The organism is Acinetobacter sp. QJM3NY_42 (genome assembly GCF_056173745.1).
This window is the reverse complement of sequence record NZ_CM149689.1, coordinates 2,997,776-3,021,813: the sequence shown is the minus strand read 5'-3', so window position 1 is coordinate 3,021,813 and position 24,038 is coordinate 2,997,776. Positions and strand designations below refer to the sequence as shown.

The following is a 24,038-nucleotide window of genomic DNA, read 5'->3' as shown; positions in this document are numbered from 1 at the left end:
TAAATTGAAACGGTGCTTTTTTATTTTAATTTTTAAATTATTTAAGGATGATGATTTACACGTGAACGCTTGGTAATCATGTTATAAATAAACAGGATGATCAATGCACCCACGACTGATGCAATAAAGCCTGCAGCCGAGTTTTCATCATAAAGGCCGAGCATACGGCCACCATAGGTAGCCACCAGTGCACCAGCGATCCCTAATAAAGTGGTAACGATAAAGCCTGCCTTGTCATTACCTGGGTGAATTGCCCGTGCAATTAGCCCTGCAATGAAACCGACGATAATAGCAACAATAAGTGACCACATACGCGTTCTCCTTCTTATCTTTTCTGATGTGATGTCTGGAACATGTACGCTTATTATCATTGAGCATGTATCAAATTTTAAAAAGTGCCATAATGCTACTTCCTGTTGAGTTTTTGTGCCGCTAGGGCATCAATACGATAAAACTGCTAAAGAACGTATAAAAAAAGTGGCCATAGGCCACTTTTAAGTATCAGGAATTTAGAAAACTAAAGACCAATTTCCCCAATAAAAGGAATGTGTCGATACTTCTGGTCATAATCCAGACCATAGCCAACAATAAATTTATCTTCTACTTCAAAGCCTAAAAATTTGACTTCAAGTTCAATTTCACGGCGTGACGGTTTGCTTACCAGGGTGCAGAGTTCGATTGAATTAGGATTACGGGTTTGCAGAATTTCCAGAACTTTACTCAGGGTATTGCCTGAGTCGATGATATCCTCGACTACCAGAACATCTTTACCCCGGATTTCCCCGTCCAGATCTTTCAGGATTTTTACATCACGACTTGAAGTAGTGCCTCCCCCATAACTGGAGACGGTCATAAAGTCCAGTTCATGTGGTTTATGAATGGCACGGCATAAATCTGCCATGAAAATGACCGAGCCACGTAACAGTCCGATCAGAACCAGTTCCCGGTCACTTTGTGCATAGTGAGCATCAATTTTTGCACCAAGCTCTTTGACTTTTGCCTGAATCTCTTCAGCAGAAATCAATACGCTCATTTCAATGGTCATGGGCAGATCCCTAAAAACGAGTAAAATGGAAAAATAAAAAAGGTGTTGACCTGCAACACCTCGAATAGGGAAATTTTAATGCAATTTTTCATTCTGTGCATCCTTTTCAGAAGCCAGAATATGAATTATCTGTTAGTTGAGGGCTGATCAGACTTGAGCAGAACTGCACAGGCTAAAGCCAATACTCCCCATTTAAAAAGACTACTACCAGGAACTCTAGACTGGTTCTGCTTTGCTGTAGGCCTTTTGTCCATAGATATAGGTTGCTTCAACATTACGATCATCTCCTAATGTAAACAGGGCAAATAGGCTGTCTTCTAGTCCCTTGCTATGTTCCTGACGCAGTTTCTGTAAAGTTGTTGCCTTCAGGTCGAGTACTATAAAGTCAGCTTCTTTACCTAAATCGAAATTACCCAGTTTGTCCTCTAGGTTCAATGCACGTGCGCCCCCCAATGTAGCGTGGTAGAAAGCCTCAAGCGCAGAGAGCTTGTTGCCCTGTAACTGCTGGACTTTATATGCTTCATTGGCTGTCTGTAACAGGCTGAATGATGTACCTGCACCAATATCAGTCCCGAGGCCAACCTTTACCTGTTTTTGCCAGGTTTTAGACAATGGAAACAGCCCGCTTCCTAAAAACAGGTTCGATGTTGGGCAGAATGCGATTGCAGATTTACTCTGGTGCAGACAGTCCCATTCCTGCTCCTGCAGATGAACACAATGTGCAAATACACTGCGTTCTCCAGTCAGCCCGTAATGATGATAAACCTCCAGGTAACCCTGCTGCTCAGGGAACAATTCTTTTACCCAGGCAATTTCATCCAGATTTTCACTCAAATGGGTATGTATATAGACATCCGGAAATTCTGTTTTTAATTTTCCCGCCAGCTGCAATTGTTCCGGTGTAGAGGTAGGCGCAAAACGTGGTGTAATAGCATAGAGTGCCCGGCCCTTGCCATGCCATTTTTCAATGAGTGCCCTGCTATCTTCATAGCTGCTCTGGGCCGTGTCACAAAGTGCCTCGGGCGCATTACGGTCCATCATGACCTTACCTGCAATGAGCCGCATCTGGTACTGTGCTGCCTGCTCAAATAATGCATCTACTGATTGTGGATGCACCGTACAGAAAACCAATGCAGTGGTGGTTCCATTTCTAAGCAGTTCTTCTACAAAAAAATGGGCAATCTTGCTGGCATGTTTAGGATTTTCAAACTGCATTTCAGTCGGAAACGTATAAGTATTAAGCCAGCTCAACAGTTGCTCGCCATATGCACCAACCATTTCACTTTGCGGATAATGTATATGCGTGTCAATAAAGCCAGGAACAATCAACTGTTCAGGATAATGTTCTACCAGAATACCGGCAGGTAATTGGGTCTGGCCCTCCTGCCAAGGGCCAAACCAGACTATTTTCCCCTGTTCTGTAATCAGCAGGCCATCTTCTAAATAACGGACCTGATGAGCCAGATCGGTAGGCTGGACAACAATCTGCCGAATATCTAGAAAGCGCCCGCGAATGGCTGTGGAAATGGGAAGTGAAGACATGGTTAAAACCTGCAAGTTATACTTTTTTCAACCGATTTTAACCGTAACTCTCAGCGACTGTATACCGTTATAATGCGTAAAACGGTTAAGTCAGAGCCTTAACCGTTTAAGCTATCTGTGGACTATTGTGGTAGCTGCTTTTGGTTATAACGGTATGACATCCAGCCGGTAATGGTGAGCACAACTGCAATAAAGCCTAGAGAAATCCAGATTGGCATATGGAATACGTCAAGCAGAAGCATTTTTGCGCCAATAAACAGCAGGATTACACCTAAACCATAAGGAAGGTAATGCATTTTTACTGCAGCACCAGATAGAAGAAAGAACATGGCACGTAAACCGAGAATCGCCATCAGGTTTGCTGTAAGAACAATAAACGGATCACTGGTGACTGCGAAGATTGCCGGAATAGAATCTACTGCAAAAATTACATCAGAGAATTCAACCAGAATCAGTACTACAAAGAGCGGCGTCAACCATAACTGGCCCTGTTTACGTACCCAGAATTTATGACCTTCGAGCTGCGGGGTAATACGAAAATGCTTACGCAGCCATTTCAGTAAGGCCATCTCTTCAATATTGGGGTCATCATCTTGCCCTTTCAGGAATTTATAGCCGGTATATACCAGGAAGGCACCGAAGATATAAAGTACCCAGGAAAACTCCTGTACCATCCATGCGCCAATAAAGATAAAAATGGTCCGCAGGATAATTGCACCCAGAACCCCGTAAAGCAGAACCTGTTTCTGCAAAGCAGGTGGAATGGCAAATGCCGAGAAAATCATCAGCCAGACAAACACATTATCAATAGCCAGCGATTTTTCCAGTAGATAACCGGTAAAGTATTCCATGGTTTTCTGGTTGGCAATTTCAATTCCGCTGTTCTGTTGCAGATAAAACCAGAGACCTGCACCAAAAATCACTGAAACGGTTACCCAGGCTGCACTCCACCACGCAGCCTGCTTCATAGGAACAGGCTGATCCTGATGCTGTCTGAAACCTAAAAAATCTACCAAAAGCATGACTGCAATTATGGCAAAAAATACCAGATACAATCCCATACTGCCGATTGATTCCATCACTATCTCCTCATCCGGCATACGGGCACAAAAAAACCTTGACCTGCTGCCAGATGTTTTTATTCATCTGTGTCAACATGATCAAGGTCTTGCCTACATCAGGGTTAGAACATCCTGATGCTCAGATACCGACTTTTTGCAAAGTGTATTGACGATATCTGACACGCAACCGAACGTTATAAAAAACTATCGGCTACGCTTGGAGGAGGCTACTCCCCTTGTCAAACTAAAATTCTGTCTCAAATAGAATGCTCTATTTGAATATGTGTAGAGTTGCACATTTTTTAACAAAGTGCAATTTAAAAAAATAACTCAAATCAACGGTAATTGTTGTCTGGATGTGGCATGTTAAAACAAATTGACAAGATTCATGAAGGAGAAAAGTATGGAAGTTCAGCATCATGAAAATGACCAGCGCGGTGCCTTTATTATTCCTGAAAATGGCGAACGCTTGGGCGAGCTGACTTATGTGTGGCAGGGTGAGGACAAATTTGCTATTGATCATACCTGGGTCAGTCCGGCAGCACGTGGCCGAGGCGTGGCACGCGAACTGCTTGATGCTGCAGTTGCTTATGCACGTGAGAAACAGGTCAAGATTATTCCAGTCTGCTCTTACGTAGCTACCATGTTTCAGCGTGAGAAAAGTTTTGCTGATGTAGCTGTCTGAGTCTTGTATCTGAACAGGTACTGCTGCTACAAGCAGTACCTGAGAGACTTTAAAGGATTATACAGTCGTGACCAATGGCAGTTTTAACTGAACACGACGGCGTAACCATGCACTCGGACGATAACGTGGATCACGGCTAATTGCAGACATACGGTCCAGAATAAGCAGAATTTTATCTGCTCCCAACTTGTCACCCCATTCAATCGGGCCATAAGGATAGCCCAGACCCAGACGTACTGCAGCGTTAATATCCTCAACACTGGCCACACCCTGCTGGGCAATGTCACAGCCCAGATTGACGATCATGGCCAGTACACGCTGTGCTACGAAGCCGGTACTTTCCTGAATCATGCTAAGTGAAGTGCCATCCAGATTAAAAATGGAATGTGCTGCTGTCTTATGTTTTGAGTCAGTGATGAGGGTTGGCATAAGAGTACGATGTTTATTAAAACCGTATAGCAGGTCAATACACACTACCTGTTTCGGATTGATCTGATAGCGTAAGGCCGCAGTCGTTGCATCTTCACCATAGCTGGCAATAAGCACTAAAGCCTGTTCAGAAGGCTCTGGACCTGTTTCTAGCGTTATGCCCTGCTGTTCCAGATAATCTTTTAAAATACTCTGGTCTTTTTCAAGGTCTGCTGCAATCCAGACGGTTGGATACTGATCCAGCTTTTCTACAAAAACTGCCGGGTCTTCACCCTGCTTTTCACCAGTCGTATAGTCATAAAAACCTTTACCGGTCTTTCTGCCCAGCTGTTTGGCTATATATCGCTGCCGGGTAATAACACTTGGACGATAACGGGCTTCTTCATAGTACTGATGATAAATTGATTCGCTCACCGGATGGGAGACATCCATCCCGGTCAGGTCTACCAGTTCAAATGGACCCATTTTAAAACCGATACCATCACGGTAAATCCGGTCAAGCTCAGACACTGAAGCCACATTTTCAATCAGCATGGCATAGGCCTCACTGCCAAAGGCTCGGCCCGCATGATTAATGATAAAACCTGGGGTATCCTGTGCTTTAACCGGATGATGACCCATTTTGACAGAAAGCTGCATGAGTGCATCTACAATATCCTCACGGGTATTGAAGCCCTGAATGACTTCGACAACTTTCATCAGCGGTACAGGGTTGAAGAAATGGTAACCCACGATCTGTTCAGGACGCTTACAGCCAGCAGCAATTGCAGTAATAGATAAAGAAGAGGTATTGGAAGCCAGAATGGTTTGTGTACCCACTAGGCTTTCCAGCTGCTGCATGAGCTGCTGCTTGACCTCAAGATTTTCAACAATTGCTTCAACAATCAGGTCACAGTTTTTGAGCTGTTCCAATTCGGTCGCTATACTAAGATGGCTCAAATCCTGATTGGCTTTTTCCTGACTGAATTTTCCTTTACTGGCCAGCGTATTTAAAGTCTTGCCGAGTTTTTCTCTAGCTTGCTCTGCAGCCCCCGCCTTGGCATCAAACAGTATTACATCGTGGCCAGATTGGATTGCAATCTGGGCAATACCTGCGCCCATAGTACCTGTGCCAATAATTCCGATCTGCTGAATTTGAATACTCATGTTTCTATCCCTGAATTATTTACCCTGATAATTTGGTTTTCGTTTTTCAATAAAAGCCTGCATGCCTTCTTTCTGGTCTTCGGTATCAAAGAGTAACTGGAAGGATTTACGCTCTAGCGCCAAGCCTGCATGAAGGGGTACATCTTCGGCCATCAGCGCAACTTCTTTAATCTGTTCCAGCGCGACAGGAGGCAATTTAGCTATGGATTCAGCCATTTTGAGGGCAGCTGGAATCGCATTGTCTTCTTCAACTAACTGGGACACCAAGCCCATTTGTAAGGCTTCTTGAGCTGGAACCAGACAGCCAGTCAATATCATGCGCATGGCCTGGAATTTGCCTACCGCACGGAACAGACGCTGGGTACCACCCGCCCCTGGCATCACGCCAACTTTTACCTCTGGTTGTCCAAATACCGCTGTCTGGCTGGCAATAATAATATCTGCATGCATGGCCAGCTCACAGCCTCCACCCAAAGCATAGCCATTGACTGCAGCAATGACCGGTTTTGGACAGCTGGCAATTGCCTGCCAGTAACGCTCACTGCGACGTTGCATCATCTGAACTGCATGAGCATTGGCCAACTCTTTTAAATCTGCGCCTGCTGCAAAGTCCTGTTCTCCGCCTGTCAATACAATGGCACGAATTTCCGGGTCATCGCTGAGTTGATTAAAGATTTGTGCCAGCTGAATCCTGACCTGGGTATTTAAGGCATTTTTTGCTTCTGGACGGTGAATTTTAACTAAAGCTACATAGGATTTTAAATATTCAACCTGAACGACCTGTTCCATTTTATCTCCATTGTTTCGTTGTGCGGAAATATGTTTTATTAAAAATAAGTTTATTCTATAGCCAATGCAATGCTTTTTTAATAAAAACTTAGCTTAATAGGTATTCTTGGCTTCTTTATAGTGTTTTAGGAAAAATACTTGAGCAGTTTATGGGAATGTGATTTTATATTTCGTATTATGAAATGAAATTTTGGATTCATTTAAAGCTAGTTTATTTCATTAATATCTGACTCATATAAAAACTTAATTCAAGACAAAAGCTGCTGCAGTGACGCAATAGCAGAAACCATAAAGATAAGCCTCTACAGCCCAGGAGGAAAACTAGAAAAAATATTAGGAATTTGATGAGCCTGTTCTATCACCGGCAGATCTAACTATATGACATCACTTCTAATCGCTGCTTAATACCCAAAACAATAATTTGCTGTAAGCAATAAAGATAATAAGGAAAATTTAATATGGAAAAGGTTTCACCTTTAATAATAGAAGAGGTTTCAGTACCACCTACTAAAAAGCTCTGGATGACCGCATTTATATTTTCATTTCTGGTTTTACTGGTCGATGGCGCTGATATTGCATTTTTAGCCTATAGCCTGACCAGTCTTAAAGCCGAATTCGGATTGACCTCGATTCAAGTAGGTGCCTTGGGCAGCTGGTCATTGATTGGCAGTGCAGTAGGTGGCCTGATTGGCGGCTGGGCCTGTGACCGTTTTGGCCGGGTACGTATTATTGTAATTTATCTGGTAATTTCATCTGTTCTATCCTGTGCATTAGGTTTTGCAGACTCCTATTATCAGTTTGTTATTTTAAGAACGCTGGCTGCGGTCGGACTGGGTTCATTATACATTGCCTGTAATACCTTAATGTCAGAATATGTGCCTACCAAATACCGGACCACGGTACTTGCGGCGCTAATGACCGGTTTCACTATGGGATCTCTGGTGGCCACACTGTTAGCCGGCTGGATTATTCCGGCTTATGGCTGGCGAATGCTGTACTGGATTACTATCGTTCCCATCTTTCTCTCGGTTCTGATTCATTTTATGGTACCAGAGCCGGAATCCTGGAAAAAATCCATTGCCTTGAAGCTGAAGAAAGCCGAACAGCTGGCACAAACTATAAAAACCACCAATCCATATAAAGATATATTTAAAGAGAGAAAACACCGCAAGATGTTTTTACTCTGGTCATTAAGCGCGGGTGCGTTACAGTTTGGTTATTACGGTATGAGTAACTGGTTGCCATCTTATCTTGAGGCCGAAGTCGGCATCAAGTTTAAAGAGATGACCATATATATGATCGGTACATTCCTGATCATGATCTTTGCCAAGGTTGTAGCAGGGATGGTCGCCGACCGTTGGGGACGCCGTGCAGTTTTTGCTTTTGGAACTATGGGCACGGCGCTGTTTATTCCTGTTCTGGTCTACCTCAATACACCTGCCAATATTTTATGGCTGATGTTGCTGTTCGGTTTTCTGTACGGTATGCCATTTGCTATTAATGCTACTTACATGACCGAAAGTTTTCCAACATCTATTCGTGGAACAGCGGTTGGCGGTGCATTTAATGTCGGGCGAATTGGAGCAATTTTTGCGCCTGTTACAATTGGTATTTTTGCTCAGAATGGCTCTATTGGAACTGGCCTTCTGGTAATGGGGGCTGCTTATTTTCTATGTGGCCTGATTCCGCTGTTATTTATTAAAGACCGCTTATATGATCCGCAAAAAGCTGATTAAAAAAGAATTCACAAAGCAAAAATCTTCTTTTAATTAGATTTTTTATTAAAAATATAAGACCAATTAACAGATTAAAAAGAATTTTTATAAATAAAAACCATGATCAATGACCGATCAGGTTTCATATAAGAAAAGGATCACAAGAATGAGAAAGACAGTAATCGCTACAGTAATTGGAACATTATTTAGCCCAACACTTCATGCGGCAGCATTTGACCGTACTGGCCAATCAATCTCCAGTTTTTTACAGCCGGGCAATTACTTTGAAGCCACTTTAACGGTCAGTGATACTACACTCAAGGGCCAGGAGGCTGGCACGACAAATACTGACCGTATGATTGATGATATTGCCAATACTGATTATCGGCCGGCGGCTGCATTCAAATTGCAGCTTGCACCACAATTTTCATTTGGCCTGATTTATGATCAGCCTTTTGCTTCAGACAGTGAATACTCAGGAAATAACAGTTTCACTGCTACTCCGCAGGATCAGGTGGTACTGCCAGGAATTACAACTGGCAGTCTGGCTGAGGCTACAGATGGTCAGATACCTGAGGGGCAAACCCTGTCACAGGTAAATACACAGAATTTGAGCTGGATCATGGGCTATCAGCCCAATAAAAACTGGAATGTTTATGCAGGGCCGGTTTATCAGACCTTTAAAAGCGATATTCAACTACGGGGAGCCACTTACAGCTTATATAACGGTTATAACTTTCAGGCCGAGGAAACAGGAGATTGGGGCTGGCTTGCCGGCTTCGCCTACCAGATTCCTGAAAAGGCTATCAGGACTTCCTTAACTTACCGCTCTGCAATCACCCACAAGATTAATGCCAGCGAAGAAGCACCACTGATTGATATGCTGAGTACCCGGTCTGGACGAGATTATGTGGGCAATTATCTGCAACAGCTGGTAGCTCTTGGCCAGATTGCTCCAGAGCAGCAGGCTGCCATTAATAGTATCGTTGCCCGTTTACCTTCTGCAGGGGAATCTGGGACCACCAAATTTGAATCACCGGCTTCGCTTAATCTTGAGTTCCAGACTGGTTTACGGCCGGGCACTCTTCTGTTTAGTAATGTGCGCTGGGTAAACTGGGATGACTTCGCATTTCAACCTTACCGCTTTGGCGCAATATCTGAAATAGTCGGTGTGCTTTCTACACCGAGCCGGCCGGAGGGATTTAATCTGGTGCGCTATTTTCATGATCAGTGGTCAGCGAATTTAGGTATTGGACAGCGTTTTAGCTCGAAATGGAATGGTTCTGCTTCTATAGGGTGGGATTCCGGTGCTGGAGAATATGTATCTACGGGCGGTCCAATAAAAGGTTATTACAATATTGGAATGGGCTTTCAATATAGCCCTACCACGTCATATTTTATTTCTGGAGGAATGAAATATACTTGGCTTGGAGACGCCAAGGGGCAAGTCGGTGCACAGGCAGGAAGTCAATACTATGTCAGCGAATTTAAAGATAACTATTCTATCGGCTATGGATTAAAGATTGGTTATCGTTTCTAGTCAGCTAATGGCACAGCCTGTCTCATCCAGTAGAACCAATAAGATGTACAGCTTATTTAAAGTAAATCCTAAGCCACTTGATTAGTAAAAATAAGATGACTGCTTTTCTGAGTATATTTAAAAATTTTAGCTAAAATTTAATTTCTTAATATGAAATTTTTTGTAATAGCTATTCTTATGCTTCACTGGATTTTCAAGATTTCTTAAATTATGATGGAATAAAACATAACTGAATTTCACAGTGCGAAATATTATTTACAAATAGATTGAGCCATACAGATAGAAATTCAGACTACAAACCCGATAAGGATATGGCCGATGCCGAATTACATTGCACCGCTACGCGATATGAAATTTGTTCTCAATGATTTTTTAAACTTTGAACAGAGCTATCAACAATATCCGGCTGCCCAAGATAATTTTAGTGCAGAGATATTAGAGCAGTACTTGGAAGCTGCAGCAGATTTTTGCCAGAACGAACTTTTACCACTTAACCGTATTGGTGACCAGCAGGGCTGCAAGCTGGAAAATGGTGTAGTAACCACGCCAGACGGTTTTAAAGATGCCTATAAAAAATATGTCGAGCTGGGTTTTACTTCACTCACTGGCGATGAGCAGTATGGTGGGCAGGGCTTTCCTACCCTATTCCGTATTGCAATTTCAGAAATCATTACTTCAACCAACTGGGCTTGGGGCATGTACCCTGGACTCTCCCATGGAGCCATGCGAACTATTGAACATCATGGTTCCGAACAGCAGAAGCAGCACTACCTTACCCGGCTGATTTCGGGGGAATGGACAGGTACTATGTGCCTGACCGAATCCCATGCGGGCTCTGATCTGGGTCTGATCCGGACCAAAGCAGTCCCCAATACGGATGGCAGTTATGCTATCAGTGGTGAAAAAATCTTTATTTCTGCTGGGGAACATGACCTGGCTGAAAATATTATTCATATTGTACTGGCACGTTTACCAGATGCTCCTGCGGGTACCAAAGGAATCTCCCTGTTTATCGTACCTAAGTTTAATTTGGATTCGGACGGGAATATTGCCGAACGTAATGGCGTGGTGTGTAGTGCACTTGAACATAAAATGGGTATTCATGGAAATGCGACTTGTGTACTGAATTTTGATCAGGCTAAAGGCTTTCTGATTGGGCCGGAAAACCGGGGCCTAAACTGCATGTTTACCTTTATGAATTCGGCACGGATCGGCACTGCAATTCAGGGACTAGCTGCTTCTGAAGCTTCTTATCAGGGTGCACTGGCATATGCCAGAGAACGCCTGGCAATGCGCTCTCTGGCTGGGCCCCAGCACCCAGAACTGCCGGCTGACCCAATAATTGTGCACCCGGCAGTACGCCAGATGCTATTAACTCAAAAAGTCTTTGCAGAAGGCTCGCGTGCCCTTGCCTATTACTTATCTACTTATGTTGATATGGCCGAGTTTTCAAATAATGAAGATGAAAAGGAACAAGCAGAAAACAAACTTGCCCTTTTAACCCCAATCGCCAAAGCATTCATGACCGAAACGGGGGTAGAGTCGGCTAAGCATGGAATGCAGATTTTTGGCGGACATGGTTATATCGCTGAACATGGAATGGAACAAATTGCTCGTGATGCACGGATCGCCTGTCTTTATGAAGGAACAACCGAAATTCAGGCAATTGACCTGCTGGCACGTAAGGTAATTGGTTCTAAAGGTAACCTGCTCAAAGCCCTGACCGATGAAATTCAGGAATTTACGGCGCAGCATCAGCAGCATGATAAGTTCTCCGCTCAGGTGCAGCAGCTTGAGCAGCTAGTCAAGGAATGGTTAGAACTGACCAGAGACGTGGTGGATAAAATGCAGCAGAGACCAGAAGAAATTGGTGCCGCAGCAGTCGATTATCTTTATTTCTCCGGATACACCGTATTTGCCTATTTGTGGGCAAAAATGGCGATTGTAGCGGAAGATAAAATTGCTCAGGGCGATACAGATCCTTACTATCCGGCCAAGGTAGCTACGGCGCAGTTTTATTATAGCCGCATTCTAAACCGTACCTTAACCCATGCGGCAATGATCCGTTCTGGAATGGATACCCTATTTGAACTTAATCCGGAACAGTTCAAGTTTGATTAATGACTTTGACTCGACAGGTGTGTAATTCACACCTGTTTTTAAAATTCAAATATAAAGATCATTTTGAAGCTGCTCGCAATGAGCAGTAACTAGCTCCATGAGAATAGCCTGATTGAAAAATAATAATTCTGAATAGAAAACTGCTTTGATCTAAATCGCACAATAAAGGATAGAGCAATGACAGAGAATGTCTGGTCAAATGAATATAAACAATGGAATATTGCCCCAACTATTCAACTGCCTGCACGGCATGTGACTTTACTGGATTTCTGGGAACATAGTTTTCAGAAATTTAGCTCGCGTACTGCATTTATTTTTAAAGATAAAAAATTCTCTTTCGACGAGATTGAGCAATATAGCCGTAAATTTTCCAGCTTTTTACAACATCTTCAACTACCTCAAGGTAGCCGCATAGCAGTGATGATGCCGAATATCATTCAGTATCCGATTGTATCACTGGCTGTCATCCGGGCCGGTTATATACTGGTCAATGTCAATCCACTTTATACCGCACGTGAACTACAGCATCAGCTTAATGACGCAGGTGCCTCTGTACTGGTACTGCTCGACCAGTTTATGCCTGTCTACCAGCAGGTCAAAGATCAGCTTGCTATACAGTATGTGGTTATTACAGCTGCGCCAGATTTGCTGGTTGATCCTGCTGAAAAACCTGAAAGCCAGCAGGAAGCACAAATATTTAGTTTAAAAGATATTCTCTCTGAAACTTTACCGGAGACCTATCTTCGTCCCAAGCTTGATCAAGAGGATACTGTAGTACTGCAATATACAGGTGGAACGACTGGAGTTTCTAAAGGTGCAGAGCTGACACATCGTAATATTATTGCCAATCTACTGCAAAATAATGCAGTGTTTTGCAGTTACTTCGGTGACCGTGATGCCTATGCAGATGAAGTCACGATTTGTGCCCTTCCGCTGTATCATATTTTTGCCTTTACCGTGTGTTTATTACACAGTACATTAAATAAAGGCTATGCCACGGTGCTAGTAGCCAATCCGCGCGATCTGTCTGATCTGGTGCATTGTTTTAAAACATATCAGCCTGCAGTTTTTCCAGCAGTAAATACCCTGTTCAATGCACTTATTAATCATCAGGAGTTTAAAACACTCGACCATAGCCATCTGCGCATCACTACAGGCGGCGGCATGACTGTACTCAAATCTACTGCCGATGCCTGGCAGAGAATTACCGGCTGCATGATCCGTGAAGGCTATGGTCTGTCTGAAACATCACCAGTGGCTACATTTAACCCTCCGGCTTCCATTACATTCAGTGGTTCAATTGGCATTCCACTCCCGGCAACAGAAATCAAAATTCTTGATGATACAGGGCAGGAAGTGGTACAAGGCGAAAAAGGCGAGATCGCCATATGGGGACCGCAAGTAATGAAAGGTTACTGGAATCTGCCTGAAGAAACAGCAAAAGTCATGACAGTAGACGGGTTTTTCCGTAGTGGCGATATTGGCGTCATGGATGCAAAAGGCTATGTACGAATTATTGACCGTAAAAAAGATATGATTCTGGTTTCAGGTTTTAATGTCTTTCCCAATGAAATCGAGGCTGTCTTATCACAGCATCCCAAAGTGCTGGAAGTTGCAGTGATTGGGGTAGCAGATGAAAAATCTGGGGAAGTACCAAAAGCTTTTATTGTCAAAAAAGAACAGTTTTTAACAGCAGAGGAAATCCAGTCTTATGCCCGAGAAAATTTAACCGGCTACAAACAGCCACGCTATATCGAATTTCTGCATGAACTGCCTAAATCAACGGTGGGCAAAATTCTGCGTAAGGCCCTCAGGCAGGATGCATCACTACAGTAAAGAGTCATAAAAGAGCGGGTGTTAACCCGCTCTTTCAGTTTAGCTTTGTAATGCTGCCAACAGTTTATGATGCAGTCCGCCAAACCCGCCATTCGACATAATCACCACAGCATCACCCTCACCTGCTTCCTGAACTATACGCTGGATAATTTCATCCAGAGAACGGCTCACCTGTGACTTATTCGGAGCAGCCTCGACTACAGGTTGAAGATCCCAGTCCAAGCCTTCTGGCTGATACCAGATTACCTCATCTGCCAGGCGGGCCGAGTGGGCCAGTCCGTCTTTATGGCTACCCATACGCATAGTATTTGAACGCGGTTCAATAACTGCCCAAAGGCGCCGTTCACCCAGACGTTTACGGGCACCATCCAGTGTCGTTTCAATTGCAGTGGGATGATGTGCAAAGTCATCATAAACTTCGATACCCCTGAGCGTACCCAGCAGCTCCATACGGCGTTTGACACCCCCAAAACTGGACAGTGCTTCACATGCCTGAACAATACTGACACCCACATGCTGTGCAGCAGCAATGGTAGCCAAAGCATTGGCAACACTATGCTGGCCTGTCATGGACCATTGAACTTCAGCAATAACCTTACCCTGCTCCAGCACCTTAAAATGGCTGCCATCTGCTTGAATTAGTTCTGCATAGAGTTCGGCTTGGGTATCGGTATCCAAACCGGTACGTATAACAGGTGTCCAGCAGCCCATTTCCAGTACTTCATCAATATGGGTTTCAGTAATAGGCGCAATAATCCGGCCAGTGCTTGGAATGGTACGCACCAGATGATGAAACTGTTTTTGAATGGCAGCCAGATCATCAAAAATATCGGCATGGTCAAATTCGAGGTTATTCAGGATTGCTGTTTTAGGATGATAATGAACGAACTTGGAGCGTTTATCGAAGAAAGCTGAATCATATTCATCTGCCTCGACTACAAAGTACTTGCCCCCGCCCAGCCGTGCGCTCTGGCTAAATCCAAGGGGCACACCGCCAATTAGAAAACCGGGATTTAAACCGGCCTGATCCAGTACCCAGGCCAGCATGGTGGTGGTGGTGGTTTTACCATGAGTACCCGCGACACCGAGTACATGTTTACCCTGCAATACATGATCAGCCAGAAACTGTGGTCCCGAAATATAAGGCAGACCGGCATCTAGCATATATTCAATGGCATCAATTCCACGCTTCATGGCGTTGCCCACAATGACCAGATCAGGATGTGGCTGTAAATGGCTGCGATCATAACCCTGCATTAAGGTAATGCCCGCATTCTCAAGCTGGGTAGACATTGGCGGGTAGACACTCTGGTCTGAACCGGTCACAGTATGCCCAAGATCACGTGCCAGAAGTGCCAGTGATCCCATAAATGTGCCGCAAATACCTAAAATATGCAGATGCATAACTCACCCTCTCTACTACTTTTGACACATCACTTGATCTTATCGTGTTGTTGTCGTGATCGATTAAAATTGTCAGCAACGATAGCAAGGCTATTCATGAAAAGATAGTTGTTCTTGTAGTCGTTATAAGGCTTTCAGAGATTTTTTATCAGATCTGATTACTGTTGCCCCGCTATTAAATTATTACGATAAAAAATCTGGTTAAAATATTTGTCGAATTTTTCAAATAGATTAAAGTCTTTACTCTCCTGTACCGTCTTGTATAAATACCCATGAATCCAAACCTGTACCTGCCCCTGCTGTTATTGATTATTTCGAACTGCTTTATGACTCTGGCCTGGTATGGGCATTTAAAATTTTTACATGGTGTACCGTTATGGCAGGCTATTTTATTTGGCTGGCTGATTGCACTGCTTGAATACAGTTTTATGATTCCGGCAACCCGTCTTTTATCCCAGTATGGATGGAGCCTGGGCCAAATGAAGATTACCCAAGAAGTGGTCACCTTACTGGTATTTGTTCCTTTCATGATTTTTCTGTTTAAGCAGCCGTTTAAGCTGGACTATTTATGGGCAGGTTTATGTCTGTTAGGCTGTGTTTATTTTGTCTTTCGCAGCCAGTAAGAATTTTTTAACTATTTTAATAAAGTTTCTCGGCTGCTTCCTGAAAAATCATAAAAAACAGCCAGCAGCTATAAGGTTAAATGGTCGTGAGCGCAAAAATCAGTCTATAATAGAGGGCTACTTATTCATTTAAAGCTTGGCTCTGGTCGAGATCTCTTTTTACCTAGTCTCTGGAACATTAGCAATGAATGCGGTCGCAACTGACGCTCAACCCCTAGTCGGAATTATCATGGGCTCCCAATCGGATTGGGCTACCCTCGAACATACTGCCAATATGCTCAAGCAGCTTGGTGTCCCTTTTGAAGCTGAAGTCGTCTCTGCACACCGTACTCCAGACCGTCTGTTTGAATACGCTGAAACAGCTCGCGATCGTGGGATTCAGGTTATTATTGCAGGAGCTGGTGGAGCTGCACATTTACCTGGAATGTGTGCAGCCAAAACCGATCTACCTGTACTGGGTGTTCCGGTTAAGTCCTCAATTCTAAATGGTGTAGATTCCCTGTTGTCTATTGTACAAATGCCGGCAGGTATTGCAGTCGGTACCTTGGCCATTGGCCCTGCAGGTGCTGCCAATGCCGCTATTATGGCCGCCCAGATTCTGGGTTTGACCCGTCCCGAAATTGCAAAAAATGTAGCAGGCTTCCGTGAAGCGCAAACTGCAAAAGTTGCGGGTAATAATATTCCAGGTCAGGGTTAAGACAGGATCGATATCATGAATAAGACTATCGGTATTTTTGGTGGCGGCCAGCTCGGCCGCATGATGGCCCAAGCTGCCTTACCACTCAATATTCAATGTACATTTTTTGAAGCCAACCATAACTGCCCTTCAGCAATATTGGGTCAGGTCTTTTCTGAGCATGACGTGCAGGGTCTGGAAAAATTTATTGAAAGTGCAGATGTATTTTCCCTCGAATTTGAAAATACGCCTCTCGCGGATGTTGATACTCTCTTGCAGAGCAAACAGCTTTATCCACCACGTCAAGCATTGGCTACTGCTCAGAACCGTCTGCTAGAGAAGGCACTGTTTGACCAGCTGGATATACCAGTAGCGCCGTATCGTGCAGTAGATTCTTTGTCGAGCCTACAGCAGGCTGTAACCGAGTTGGGTCTACCGATTGTACTGAAAACGGCAACTGGAGGTTATGATGGTAAAGGGCAATTTGTACTGCGCGAGCAAGAGCAGATTGAACAGGCTTGGGCTGAACTGGGTCCGGCCAAATCTTTAATTGCAGAAAGCTTTGTAAAATTTTCCCGTGAAGTTTCAATTATTGCGGTACGTGGACAGAACGGTGAAGTTAAGAGCTGGCCATTAGCTGAAAATCATCATCATCATGGTATTTTGTCACATTCGATTATACCTGCACCGAATAGTGAGCAGTTACAGCCGGTTGCTCAGGATTATATTACCCGGCTGCTGAATCATCTGAACTATGTAGGTGTACTGACACTTGAGTTATTTGTGACAGAAGCCGGTCTGTATGCCAATGAAATGGCGCCAAGGGTACATAACTCGGGGCACTGGTCAATTGAAGGTGCAGTCTGTTCACAGTTTGAAAACCATATACGTGCTGTTGCAGGCCTACCGCTCGGTTCTACAGAAGTGCTTCGCTCTACGGTGATGGTCAATATTATTGGGCGATATCCTGATGCCGCACAGGTACTGGCTTTAAATGGTGCGCATCTGCATATGTATAACAAGGAAGAACGGCCGGGGCGTAAACTCGGTCATATTACCTTAATGCCGGTTAATCATGCAGAGCTGACAGAGCTATGCCGTCAGCTGGCGAAAATATTGCCAGAGCCATTAGCCTTGACTCAAGATATGAACATTTAAACCTTAAACTGTTGCTAAAAAAAGCGGTCATTTTAGTGACCGCTTTTTTTATAGCTGTCATTACGGCATGATTGCGCCTCTTTTTTATTAGCTATAAATATCTTTAATTTTTTAAGTTTTATTTAATATCTGAATCGCGCCAGATTCTTCAATAGTTACTGAATTTATCAACTCAATATTCGACTGAAAAAAGTAGCTTTATATATAGAGTTTATGAAATTAGGGAATAATATTTAGATTTATGAATTCATTTTATTGAATTTAAATTTTCTATTTTAAGTTTGAATTCAAAGTTTCATGCTGTTTGTCTTATGGATAAAATTTAAATTTAAAAAATAAATTCTGAATTTAAAACTAAAAAATAAATTCAAAATTCATCTTGTTGAGCGTAACCATTCTTTAGCCAGTGTATTCGTATTGATAATTATCTATAAATTTAAAAGAAATTATTTGAATTCAAATCAGTTAAAGATGGATTTTAAATTTGAATTTAAACTATTTTTATAAATTTAAATACTGAAAGGTTGTGGATAAAATTTTTAAATTTAAAATAAATTTAAAACAAGGAATTATGAATTTAAATTTACGTTTCAAAACTTCCATTTTGACTTCAGAATGCTATGGTAAAAACAATAATTTAAATTCAAAGTGATAAGGATCTTATGCGCCACTTTGCTCTAATTTTTTCTACCGCTTTTTTGAGCGTGTCTCAGGTTAATGCTGAATTAATTATTAATGGTCAATCGAGTTCTACTTCGGTAACAGCAACATCTGCTATTTCAAATGCCTATAGTCCACAAAATAATTTTCAGGCATGTCTGGGCAACTTGCGTTCACAGGCTATATCTGCTGGAGTAAACGGAAGTACTTATGACCGTTATACCCAATCTTTAACACCTGATTATTCAGTAATCGACAAGCTAAATTATCAGCCAGAGTTTTCTACACCAATCTGGGATTATCTGTCGGGTCTGGTGGATGAAGAGCGAGTACAGGCAGGCCGAACGAAACTGGCACAGCATGCAGAGGTACTCAAGCGTGTTGAGGCAGCTTATGGTGTACCAGCCGAAACAGTAGTAGCAGTATGGGGGGTAGAGAGCAACTTCGGTGATATTTCAGGAAGTTATCCCTTGTTGCAAGCGCTTGGAACATTAAGCTGTGAAGGCCGGCGCCAAAGTTATTTTCGTGGCGAGTTTTTTGCAGCCATGCGAATTTTACAACGTGGAGATTTACGTGAAGAGCAATTAAAAGGTTCATGGGCAGGCGCTTTTGGCCATACCCAATTTATGCCTTCGACCTATGAGGAACTGGCGGTCGATTTCGATGGAGATGGCCGGCGTGATTTAGTCTCAAGTACTACAGATGCCTTGGCTTCTACAGCAAACTTTCTAAAAAAACGCGGCTGGCAAACCGGTATGCCTTGGGGATTTGAAGTCAAACTTCCTTCAGGTTTTTCTGCACAGGGAGAAGGGCGGCGTAATAAAAAAGCTTTAAACAGCTGGGTAAATCGCGGATTAACTCGTACTGATGGTACTGCACTGGTTCAGGGAAATCTTTCAGGTTCTACACCAGCAGGTTTGATGATGCCGGCAGGTGAAAATGGACCGGCTTTTCTAGTATTTAAAAATTTTGATGCAATTTATAGTTATAACGCGGCAGAAAGTTATGGGTTGGCGATTGCCCATTTGTCGGACCGTTTACAAGGACAGGGACCTTTTTTGACGGCTTGGCCAACCGATGATGCCGGGACATCACGTGCGGAGCGGCGTGAAATTCAACAGTTTTTATTAAGAAAGGGTTATGACATCGGGGCAGTAGATGGACTGATCGGTGATAAAACCCGGCAGGCCATTCGTCAGGAACAGCAGCGTTTAGGATTAAATCCAACCGGACGGGCGGGGCAGCAAATTCTGCGTGCTCTGCGTGCTGAATATATTATGCAGTAAAATTTAAAATTAAAGCAGCGAAATATTTCGCTGCTTTTCATGAATATAAAAGTCGGAAAATAATTTAAATTATTTCATCATCTTCGTCTGGTGTAATCATCGCCTCTAGCAAGTCCATAATAACGGCGGTAACATCTTGGCAAACTTCATGGTCATTTAAAATTTCAGATGCAGTGATGGTAATTTCAGTATCACTTGGCAAAAGTTTTTGTTCTTCTTCAATGAGCTGTTCAATAGGTAACAAGGTCTGCTTGATAGAGAAATGTAAAATATCATTAAATTCAATATTTTCATCTTCAAGTTCAATCGCACAATCATTTAAGTAGGGGAGCAGTACTGAATAAAGATAGGGCTTTAAGTCTGTAATATTAAATAGCTCGATATCACGCGATTGCTCAATAGTGCTGATATGATCATTTGCTTCAATCAGAATATGATAGTAACTCACCTGAATATCCATCTTTGTTCCCCTCTAGCTGTCTTAACCATATCATGAAAATGATCTGTAACTAGACAGGGTAATATCCATACATAATATTGCAAGGCTTTTTACCGGAAAACCCTAAAACTATAAACAAGAAAAAACCGCGCCTGAGCGCGGTTTTTTTGAAAGTTAAAGTGAAAAATTATTTTTTATCATCTTTAACTTCAGTAAATTCAGCATCAACGACACCGTCATCAGCTTTTTGTTGCTGACCAGCATCACCACCTTGAAATGCATTCGGATCAAAGCCTTGCGCACCACCCTGAGCACCTTGAGCGGCTTCATAAGCACGCTGGGTGATTGGCATAATGATGTTTTGTAATGCTTCAGTTTTTGCCTTAATAGCGTCAACATCATTTTCTTTAGTTGCAGCTTCAAGTTCAGAAACTGCTGTTTCAACGGCAGTTTTCTCATCAGCAGTTACTTGCTCGCCCAGATCTTTTACTGCTTTTTGTGCAGAAGAGATCAGTGCATCCGCTTCATTACGTGCTTTTGCCAGTTCTTCAAACTTGCGGTCTTCTTCCGCATTCGCTTCCGCATCTTTAATCATTGCTTCAATTTCAGCATCAGACAAACCTGAGTTTGCTTTAATCTGGATCGATTGCTCTTTACCAGTACTCTTGTCTTTTGCAGAAACTTTCAGGATACCGTCAGCGTTAATGTCAAATGACACTTCAATTTGCGGTACGCCACGTGGAGCAGGTGGGATATCGCCTAACTGGAAGTTACCCAACAATTTATTTTGTTGAGCCATTTTTCGTTCACCTTGGTAAACCGAAATATCTACAGCAGGCTGATTATCTGCCGCTGTAGAGAACACTTGTGATTTCTTCGCAGGAATCGTCGTGTTTTTCTCGATAATTGGAGTCAACACGCCGCCCATAGTTTCAATACCCAGTGTTAACGGGGTTACATCCAGCAATAGTACGTCGTTCTTGTCACCAGACAATACAGCACCTTGAATCGCAGCACCAATCGCAACTGCTTCATCCGGGTTTACGTCTTTACGTGGCTCTTTACCAAAGAATTCTTGTACTTTTTGTTGTACAAGCGGCATACGAGACTGACCACCAACCAAAATGACGTCAGAGATGTCAGAAGTTGAAAGCCCAGCATCTTTAAGCGCAATACGGCAAGGCTCAATGGTACGCGCCACTAAATCAGCAACCAAACCTTCAAGTTTCGCACGTGTTACATTGATCACTAAGTGTTTAGGACCAGTTGCATCGGCGGTGATATATGGAAGGTTGATTTCAGTTGCATTTGATGAAGAAAGCTCGATTTTTGCTTTTTCAGCAGCTTCTTTCAAACGTTGTAACGCAAGTGGATCATTTTTCAAGTTCACACTTTGTTCTTTCTTAAATTCTTCAACTAAGAATTCAATTAATGCGTTATCAAAGTCTTCACCACCAAGGAAAGTATCACCGTTTGTTGATAACACTTCGATTTGCTGGTCGCCATCAAGGTCTGCGATTTCAATAATTGATACGTCAAAAGTACCACCACCTAAGTCATAAACTGCAACTTTACGGTCGCCTTCTTTTTTATCCATACCGAACGCAAGTGCAGCAGCAGTAGGTTCGTTAATGATACGTTTAACGTCTAGGCCAGCGATTTTACCCGCATCTTTGGTTGCCTGACGTTGCGCATCGTTAAAGTAAGCAGGAACGGTAATGACTGCTTCAGTTACGGTTTCACCTAAATAGTCTTCTGCAGTTTTCTTCATCTTTTTCAAGATTTCAGCAGAGATCTGTTGCGGTGCCAATTTTTTGTCGTTAACTTCAACCCAAGCATCGCCATTGTCTGCTTTGATGATTTTATAAGGTACAAGGCCGATGTCTTTTTGTACCGCTTGATCTTCATAACGACGACCGATCAAACGCTTGATTGCGAATAATGTATTTTTCGGGTTGGTTACTGCTTGGCGTTTCGCGCTTTGACCAACCAGAATTTCGCCATCTTTATAGGCAATAATGGATGGGGTAGTGCGTGCGCCTTCCGCATTTTCGATTACTTTAACTTTATCGCCTTCAAGTACAGCAACACATGAGTTGGTTGTACCCAAGTCAATACCAATAATTTTAGCCATCTGACATATTCCTCAGTAATTTTTACAATCTTATGTTTGTTATCCGATATGAGAGTCTTTCAAAAATTTTCAAGTAAATTAGCTAAAAATTTTTAAAAACTCCCGCATTTAGAAGGCTTATTGCCCTACCATGACCATTGCAGGCCGTAACAGACGACCGGATAGGGTATAGCCTTTTTGCAAAACTGTACCTATTTCACCAGACTTGGCATTTGGATCAATACCCACCGCCTGATGCAGATCGGCATTAAAACCATTTGCCGTATCCACAACTACCACGCCCGCTTTTTCAAGCGTAGTCAGTAACCCTTTTAATGTGAGTTCTACACCTTCCGATAAGGGAGTTTGTTCTTCACCAGTGGCTTGCAGCGCACGTTCAAGGTTATCTACTGTCTCAAGCAGGTTTTTCGCAAATTTCTCTAGAGCAAATTTTTTCGCAGTCTCAGCTTCACGCTCAAGACGCTCTTTTACTTTTTCACTCTCATAAATGGCATTCGCCGCACGAGCTTTTTCAAGTTTCAGGCTTTCTTCAAGCTTGGTAACTTGTGCTTTTAAATCTTCAGAATCTGTTTCTAAATGCCCTGAACCGCTTTCAGCCTGGGTCTGTTGGTCATGTGCTTCTAATTGCTCTTCTTGAGGATTTTGAGCCTGCTCATTTTGCTCATTCGCCATTGCTGATCTCCGTTTAAATGGGTTTTTAAACATGTACAGTCCTTATTTGGCCTCAGTACTAACTGCGTTACTTCTGAACTGCCATGATTGCTCATTCATTAATACTGTTGAAGTCGGGGCTAGATGAAAAAAATCAAGCAGAAACCCATATAAATATAAGGTTTTTTATTCCTTCTATATATAAAAGATCATTTTTCTAAAAATTATCGGAAAATAAAATCGCTAAACCCCCTATAACAGGACGCTATAGAGGTATTTTTTCTTAAAACGGGCATAATTCTTAAATCATCTTCTTCAATTACAATGTAAAGCTTTTATAACGGTGTATAAGAGTTGTATAGCTGAATTATTATTAAAAATGAAAATTTCATCCTTTATGTAAACTAAAATCTTTATAAACTGAATAATTTAAATAATTCTCATTTTCTAATCCTAAAGATGTGCTTATTTATTTTACTCTGTAACAGTTTAATAAAAGATTTCAGAAGCTGTACCTGTCTTATTCAAAACACCAACCAATTGTATGCAGGACAATGAAAAGCTTTTGTTCATTATGACTTTCGCAAAGCAGTGTCTAGGCTTTGTGTATTTGATGTTTTTTTAAGGAAGGAAATGATGAAAAAATTAGGTTTAATTTCACTGGTGCTGGCAGGTGTTTCTTTTGCAGCTGTAGGCTGTGCGACCAATGATGGTATGACTCATCCTGAAACTGCACAAAGCCAGTCTGCTGTACAGTCTGAGACTGACACTTCATTAGTAAGTGCTCAAGCGTCTACAGATATTAGCGCACAAGGTGAAGTTGCGGCTCAAGCTGATCCTGCAGCTCAACAAATCGAAGCAGTACAGGCAGCTCCTGCTGAGCAGCCAGCAGCTATGACTGATGCTACAGCACAGTAAGAACTAATCCTCCAGGAAAGGATACAATGAAGAGGAGCCATCTCTTGCTTGTTTAATTGTTGAGGAAACAATTGGAAATAGATAATAGACCTGAGATCTGTTATCTATTTTTGTCTAAACAGTCGTTATTAATAAAAATATAAAAACTCAATAAGAAAGATGAACTGTTGATTTAGAATC

The 24,038-nt window shown here is 42.6% G+C and carries 20 protein-coding genes; 10 read left to right on the top strand and 10 right to left on the bottom strand.

Translation table 11 applies throughout. The features are described 5' to 3' along the window. Positions 1-41 precede the first annotated feature (41 nt). The 4 genes from AC0VYT_RS14340 to AC0VYT_RS14325 form a co-directional block, all read right to left on the bottom strand. Positions 42-311 (bottom strand): GlsB/YeaQ/YmgE family stress response membrane protein, encoded by a 270-nt coding sequence (locus AC0VYT_RS14340; protein ID WP_005017546.1) that lies wholly within the window; start codon positions 309-311, stop codon positions 42-44. Positions 312-517: 206 nt separating this feature from the next. Further along, the gene (hpt, locus tag AC0VYT_RS14335; RefSeq protein WP_005017552.1) at positions 518-1,045 is read right to left on the bottom strand and encodes a hypoxanthine phosphoribosyltransferase; all 528 of its coding nucleotides are present in this window, start codon (positions 1,043-1,045) and stop codon (positions 518-520) included. 216 nt (positions 1,046-1,261) lie between these two features. Further along, complete coding sequence (gene guaD, locus AC0VYT_RS14330; protein ID WP_005017555.1) at positions 1,262-2,587, bottom strand: guanine deaminase; 1,326 nt, start codon at positions 2,585-2,587, stop codon at positions 1,262-1,264. 122 nt (positions 2,588-2,709) lie between these two features. Continuing rightward, positions 2,710-3,666 (bottom strand): TerC family protein, encoded by a 957-nt coding sequence (locus tag AC0VYT_RS14325; protein WP_005017558.1) that lies wholly within the window; start codon positions 3,664-3,666, stop codon positions 2,710-2,712. Between the two features lie 385 nt (positions 3,667-4,051). Here AC0VYT_RS14325 and AC0VYT_RS14320 point away from each other — a divergent pair, with 385 nt between their 5' ends. Continuing rightward, complete coding sequence (locus AC0VYT_RS14320; protein ID WP_005017561.1) at positions 4,052-4,333, top strand: GNAT family N-acetyltransferase; 282 nt, start codon at positions 4,052-4,054, stop codon at positions 4,331-4,333. Positions 4,334-4,390: 57 nt separating this feature from the next. On the opposite strand, the gene AC0VYT_RS14315 is transcribed toward AC0VYT_RS14320, so the two are convergent. Then, a complete protein-coding gene (locus tag AC0VYT_RS14315; RefSeq protein WP_005017563.1) occupies positions 4,391-5,908 on the bottom strand; it encodes a 3-hydroxyacyl-CoA dehydrogenase in 1,518 nt (505 codons plus the stop codon). Between the two features lie 15 nt (positions 5,909-5,923). After that, positions 5,924-6,697 (bottom strand): enoyl-CoA hydratase, encoded by a 774-nt coding sequence (locus AC0VYT_RS14310; RefSeq protein ID WP_005017565.1) that lies wholly within the window; start codon positions 6,695-6,697, stop codon positions 5,924-5,926. A gap of 458 nt (positions 6,698-7,155) precedes the next feature. On the opposite strand from AC0VYT_RS14310, the gene AC0VYT_RS14305 reads away from it, so the two are divergent. The 4 genes from AC0VYT_RS14305 (at position 7,156) to AC0VYT_RS14290 (ending at position 13,909) form a co-directional block, all read left to right on the top strand. Then, positions 7,156-8,433 (top strand): MFS transporter, encoded by a 1,278-nt coding sequence (locus AC0VYT_RS14305; protein ID WP_476496668.1) that lies wholly within the window; start codon positions 7,156-7,158, stop codon positions 8,431-8,433. A gap of 145 nt (positions 8,434-8,578) precedes the next feature. Next, the gene (locus AC0VYT_RS14300; RefSeq protein WP_005017571.1) at positions 8,579-9,952 is read left to right on the top strand and encodes a hypothetical protein; all 1,374 of its coding nucleotides are present in this window, start codon (positions 8,579-8,581) and stop codon (positions 9,950-9,952) included. Between the two features lie 318 nt (positions 9,953-10,270). Continuing rightward, positions 10,271-12,073 carry an acyl-CoA dehydrogenase C-terminal domain-containing protein gene (locus AC0VYT_RS14295; protein ID WP_005017573.1) on the top strand — a complete coding sequence of 601 codons (1,803 nt, stop codon included), beginning with the start codon at positions 10,271-10,273 and terminating at the stop codon, positions 12,071-12,073. 177 nt (positions 12,074-12,250) lie between these two features. Continuing rightward, on the top strand, positions 12,251-13,909 hold the full coding sequence (locus AC0VYT_RS14290; RefSeq protein WP_005017575.1) for an AMP-binding protein: 1,659 nt from the start codon (positions 12,251-12,253) through the stop codon (positions 13,907-13,909). A 39-nt stretch (positions 13,910-13,948) separates the two neighbouring features. On the opposite strand, the gene mpl is transcribed toward AC0VYT_RS14290, so the two are convergent. Beyond that, positions 13,949-15,313 (bottom strand): UDP-N-acetylmuramate:L-alanyl-gamma-D-glutamyl-meso-diaminopimelate ligase, encoded by a 1,365-nt coding sequence (gene mpl / locus AC0VYT_RS14285; RefSeq protein ID WP_005017578.1) that lies wholly within the window; start codon positions 15,311-15,313, stop codon positions 13,949-13,951. A gap of 272 nt (positions 15,314-15,585) precedes the next feature. Here mpl and AC0VYT_RS14280 point away from each other — a divergent pair, with 272 nt between their 5' ends. The 4 genes from AC0VYT_RS14280 (at position 15,586) to AC0VYT_RS14265 (ending at position 19,716) form a co-directional block, all read left to right on the top strand. Beyond that, on the top strand, positions 15,586-15,936 hold the full coding sequence (locus AC0VYT_RS14280; protein WP_005404700.1) for a DMT family protein: 351 nt from the start codon (positions 15,586-15,588) through the stop codon (positions 15,934-15,936). A gap of 184 nt (positions 15,937-16,120) precedes the next feature. Further along, positions 16,121-16,633: a 5-(carboxyamino)imidazole ribonucleotide mutase gene (gene purE, locus AC0VYT_RS14275; protein WP_005017582.1), complete on the top strand. Its 513-nt coding sequence runs from the start codon at positions 16,121-16,123 to the stop codon at positions 16,631-16,633. Positions 16,634-16,648: 15 nt separating this feature from the next. Further along, positions 16,649-17,770, top strand: a complete 1,122-nt coding sequence (locus tag AC0VYT_RS14270) for a 5-(carboxyamino)imidazole ribonucleotide synthase (RefSeq protein ID WP_248130396.1) — start codon at positions 16,649-16,651, stop codon at positions 17,768-17,770. A gap of 662 nt (positions 17,771-18,432) precedes the next feature. Then, a complete protein-coding gene (locus tag AC0VYT_RS14265; RefSeq protein ID WP_248130397.1) occupies positions 18,433-19,716 on the top strand; it encodes a lytic murein transglycosylase in 1,284 nt (427 codons plus the stop codon). A gap of 64 nt (positions 19,717-19,780) precedes the next feature. Here the strand turns inward: AC0VYT_RS14265 and AC0VYT_RS14260 are convergent, their stop codons facing one another. The 3 genes from AC0VYT_RS14260 to grpE form a co-directional block, all read right to left on the bottom strand. Then, positions 19,781-20,176, bottom strand: a complete 396-nt coding sequence (locus AC0VYT_RS14260) for a hypothetical protein (protein ID WP_005023870.1) — start codon at positions 20,174-20,176, stop codon at positions 19,781-19,783. A gap of 166 nt (positions 20,177-20,342) precedes the next feature. Next, positions 20,343-22,289 (bottom strand): molecular chaperone DnaK, encoded by a 1,947-nt coding sequence (dnaK, locus tag AC0VYT_RS14255; protein ID WP_005023873.1) that lies wholly within the window; start codon positions 22,287-22,289, stop codon positions 20,343-20,345. A gap of 117 nt (positions 22,290-22,406) precedes the next feature. Then, positions 22,407-22,961: a nucleotide exchange factor GrpE gene (grpE, locus tag AC0VYT_RS14250; protein WP_248130398.1), complete on the bottom strand. Its 555-nt coding sequence runs from the start codon at positions 22,959-22,961 to the stop codon at positions 22,407-22,409. A 612-nt stretch (positions 22,962-23,573) separates the two neighbouring features. On the opposite strand from grpE, the gene AC0VYT_RS14245 reads away from it, so the two are divergent. Further along, entirely contained in the window at positions 23,574-23,858 is a 285-nt protein-coding gene (locus AC0VYT_RS14245; protein ID WP_248130399.1) for a molybdenum ABC transporter substrate-binding protein, read from the top strand. Positions 23,859-24,038: the final 180 nt, after the last annotated feature.

Coding starts and splice junctions, on each gene's coding strand:
- mpl (WP_005017578.1), bottom strand. CDS start 15,313: ATGCATCTGCATATTTTAGGTATTTGCGGCACATTTATGGGATCACTG.
- AC0VYT_RS14340 (WP_005017546.1), bottom strand. CDS start 311: ATGTGGTCACTTATTGTTGCTATTATCGTCGGTTTCATTGCAGGGCTA.
- AC0VYT_RS14265 (WP_248130397.1), top strand. CDS start 18,433: ATGCGCCACTTTGCTCTAATTTTTTCTACCGCTTTTTTGAGCGTGTCT.
- dnaK (WP_005023873.1), bottom strand. CDS start 22,289: ATGGCTAAAATTATTGGTATTGACTTGGGTACAACCAACTCATGTGTT.
- purE (WP_005017582.1), top strand. CDS start 16,121: ATGAATGCGGTCGCAACTGACGCTCAACCCCTAGTCGGAATTATCATG.
- AC0VYT_RS14300 (WP_005017571.1), top strand. CDS start 8,579: ATGAGAAAGACAGTAATCGCTACAGTAATTGGAACATTATTTAGCCCA.
- AC0VYT_RS14260 (WP_005023870.1), bottom strand. CDS start 20,176: ATGGATATTCAGGTGAGTTACTATCATATTCTGATTGAAGCAAATGAT.
- AC0VYT_RS14305 (WP_476496668.1), top strand. CDS start 7,156: ATGGAAAAGGTTTCACCTTTAATAATAGAAGAGGTTTCAGTACCACCT.
- guaD (WP_005017555.1), bottom strand. CDS start 2,587: ATGTCTTCACTTCCCATTTCCACAGCCATTCGCGGGCGCTTTCTAGAT.
- AC0VYT_RS14315 (WP_005017563.1), bottom strand. CDS start 5,908: ATGAGTATTCAAATTCAGCAGATCGGAATTATTGGCACAGGTACTATG.
- grpE (WP_248130398.1), bottom strand. CDS start 22,961: ATGGCGAATGAGCAAAATGAGCAGGCTCAAAATCCTCAAGAAGAGCAA.
- hpt (WP_005017552.1), bottom strand. CDS start 1,045: ATGACCATTGAAATGAGCGTATTGATTTCTGCTGAAGAGATTCAGGCA.
- AC0VYT_RS14295 (WP_005017573.1), top strand. CDS start 10,271: ATGCCGAATTACATTGCACCGCTACGCGATATGAAATTTGTTCTCAAT.
- AC0VYT_RS14280 (WP_005404700.1), top strand. CDS start 15,586: ATGAATCCAAACCTGTACCTGCCCCTGCTGTTATTGATTATTTCGAAC.
- AC0VYT_RS14310 (WP_005017565.1), bottom strand. CDS start 6,697: ATGGAACAGGTCGTTCAGGTTGAATATTTAAAATCCTATGTAGCTTTA.
- AC0VYT_RS14325 (WP_005017558.1), bottom strand. CDS start 3,666: ATGGAATCAATCGGCAGTATGGGATTGTATCTGGTATTTTTTGCCATA.
- AC0VYT_RS14270 (WP_248130396.1), top strand. CDS start 16,649: ATGAATAAGACTATCGGTATTTTTGGTGGCGGCCAGCTCGGCCGCATG.
- AC0VYT_RS14320 (WP_005017561.1), top strand. CDS start 4,052: ATGGAAGTTCAGCATCATGAAAATGACCAGCGCGGTGCCTTTATTATT.
- AC0VYT_RS14245 (WP_248130399.1), top strand. CDS start 23,574: ATGATGAAAAAATTAGGTTTAATTTCACTGGTGCTGGCAGGTGTTTCT.
- AC0VYT_RS14290 (WP_005017575.1), top strand. CDS start 12,251: ATGACAGAGAATGTCTGGTCAAATGAATATAAACAATGGAATATTGCC.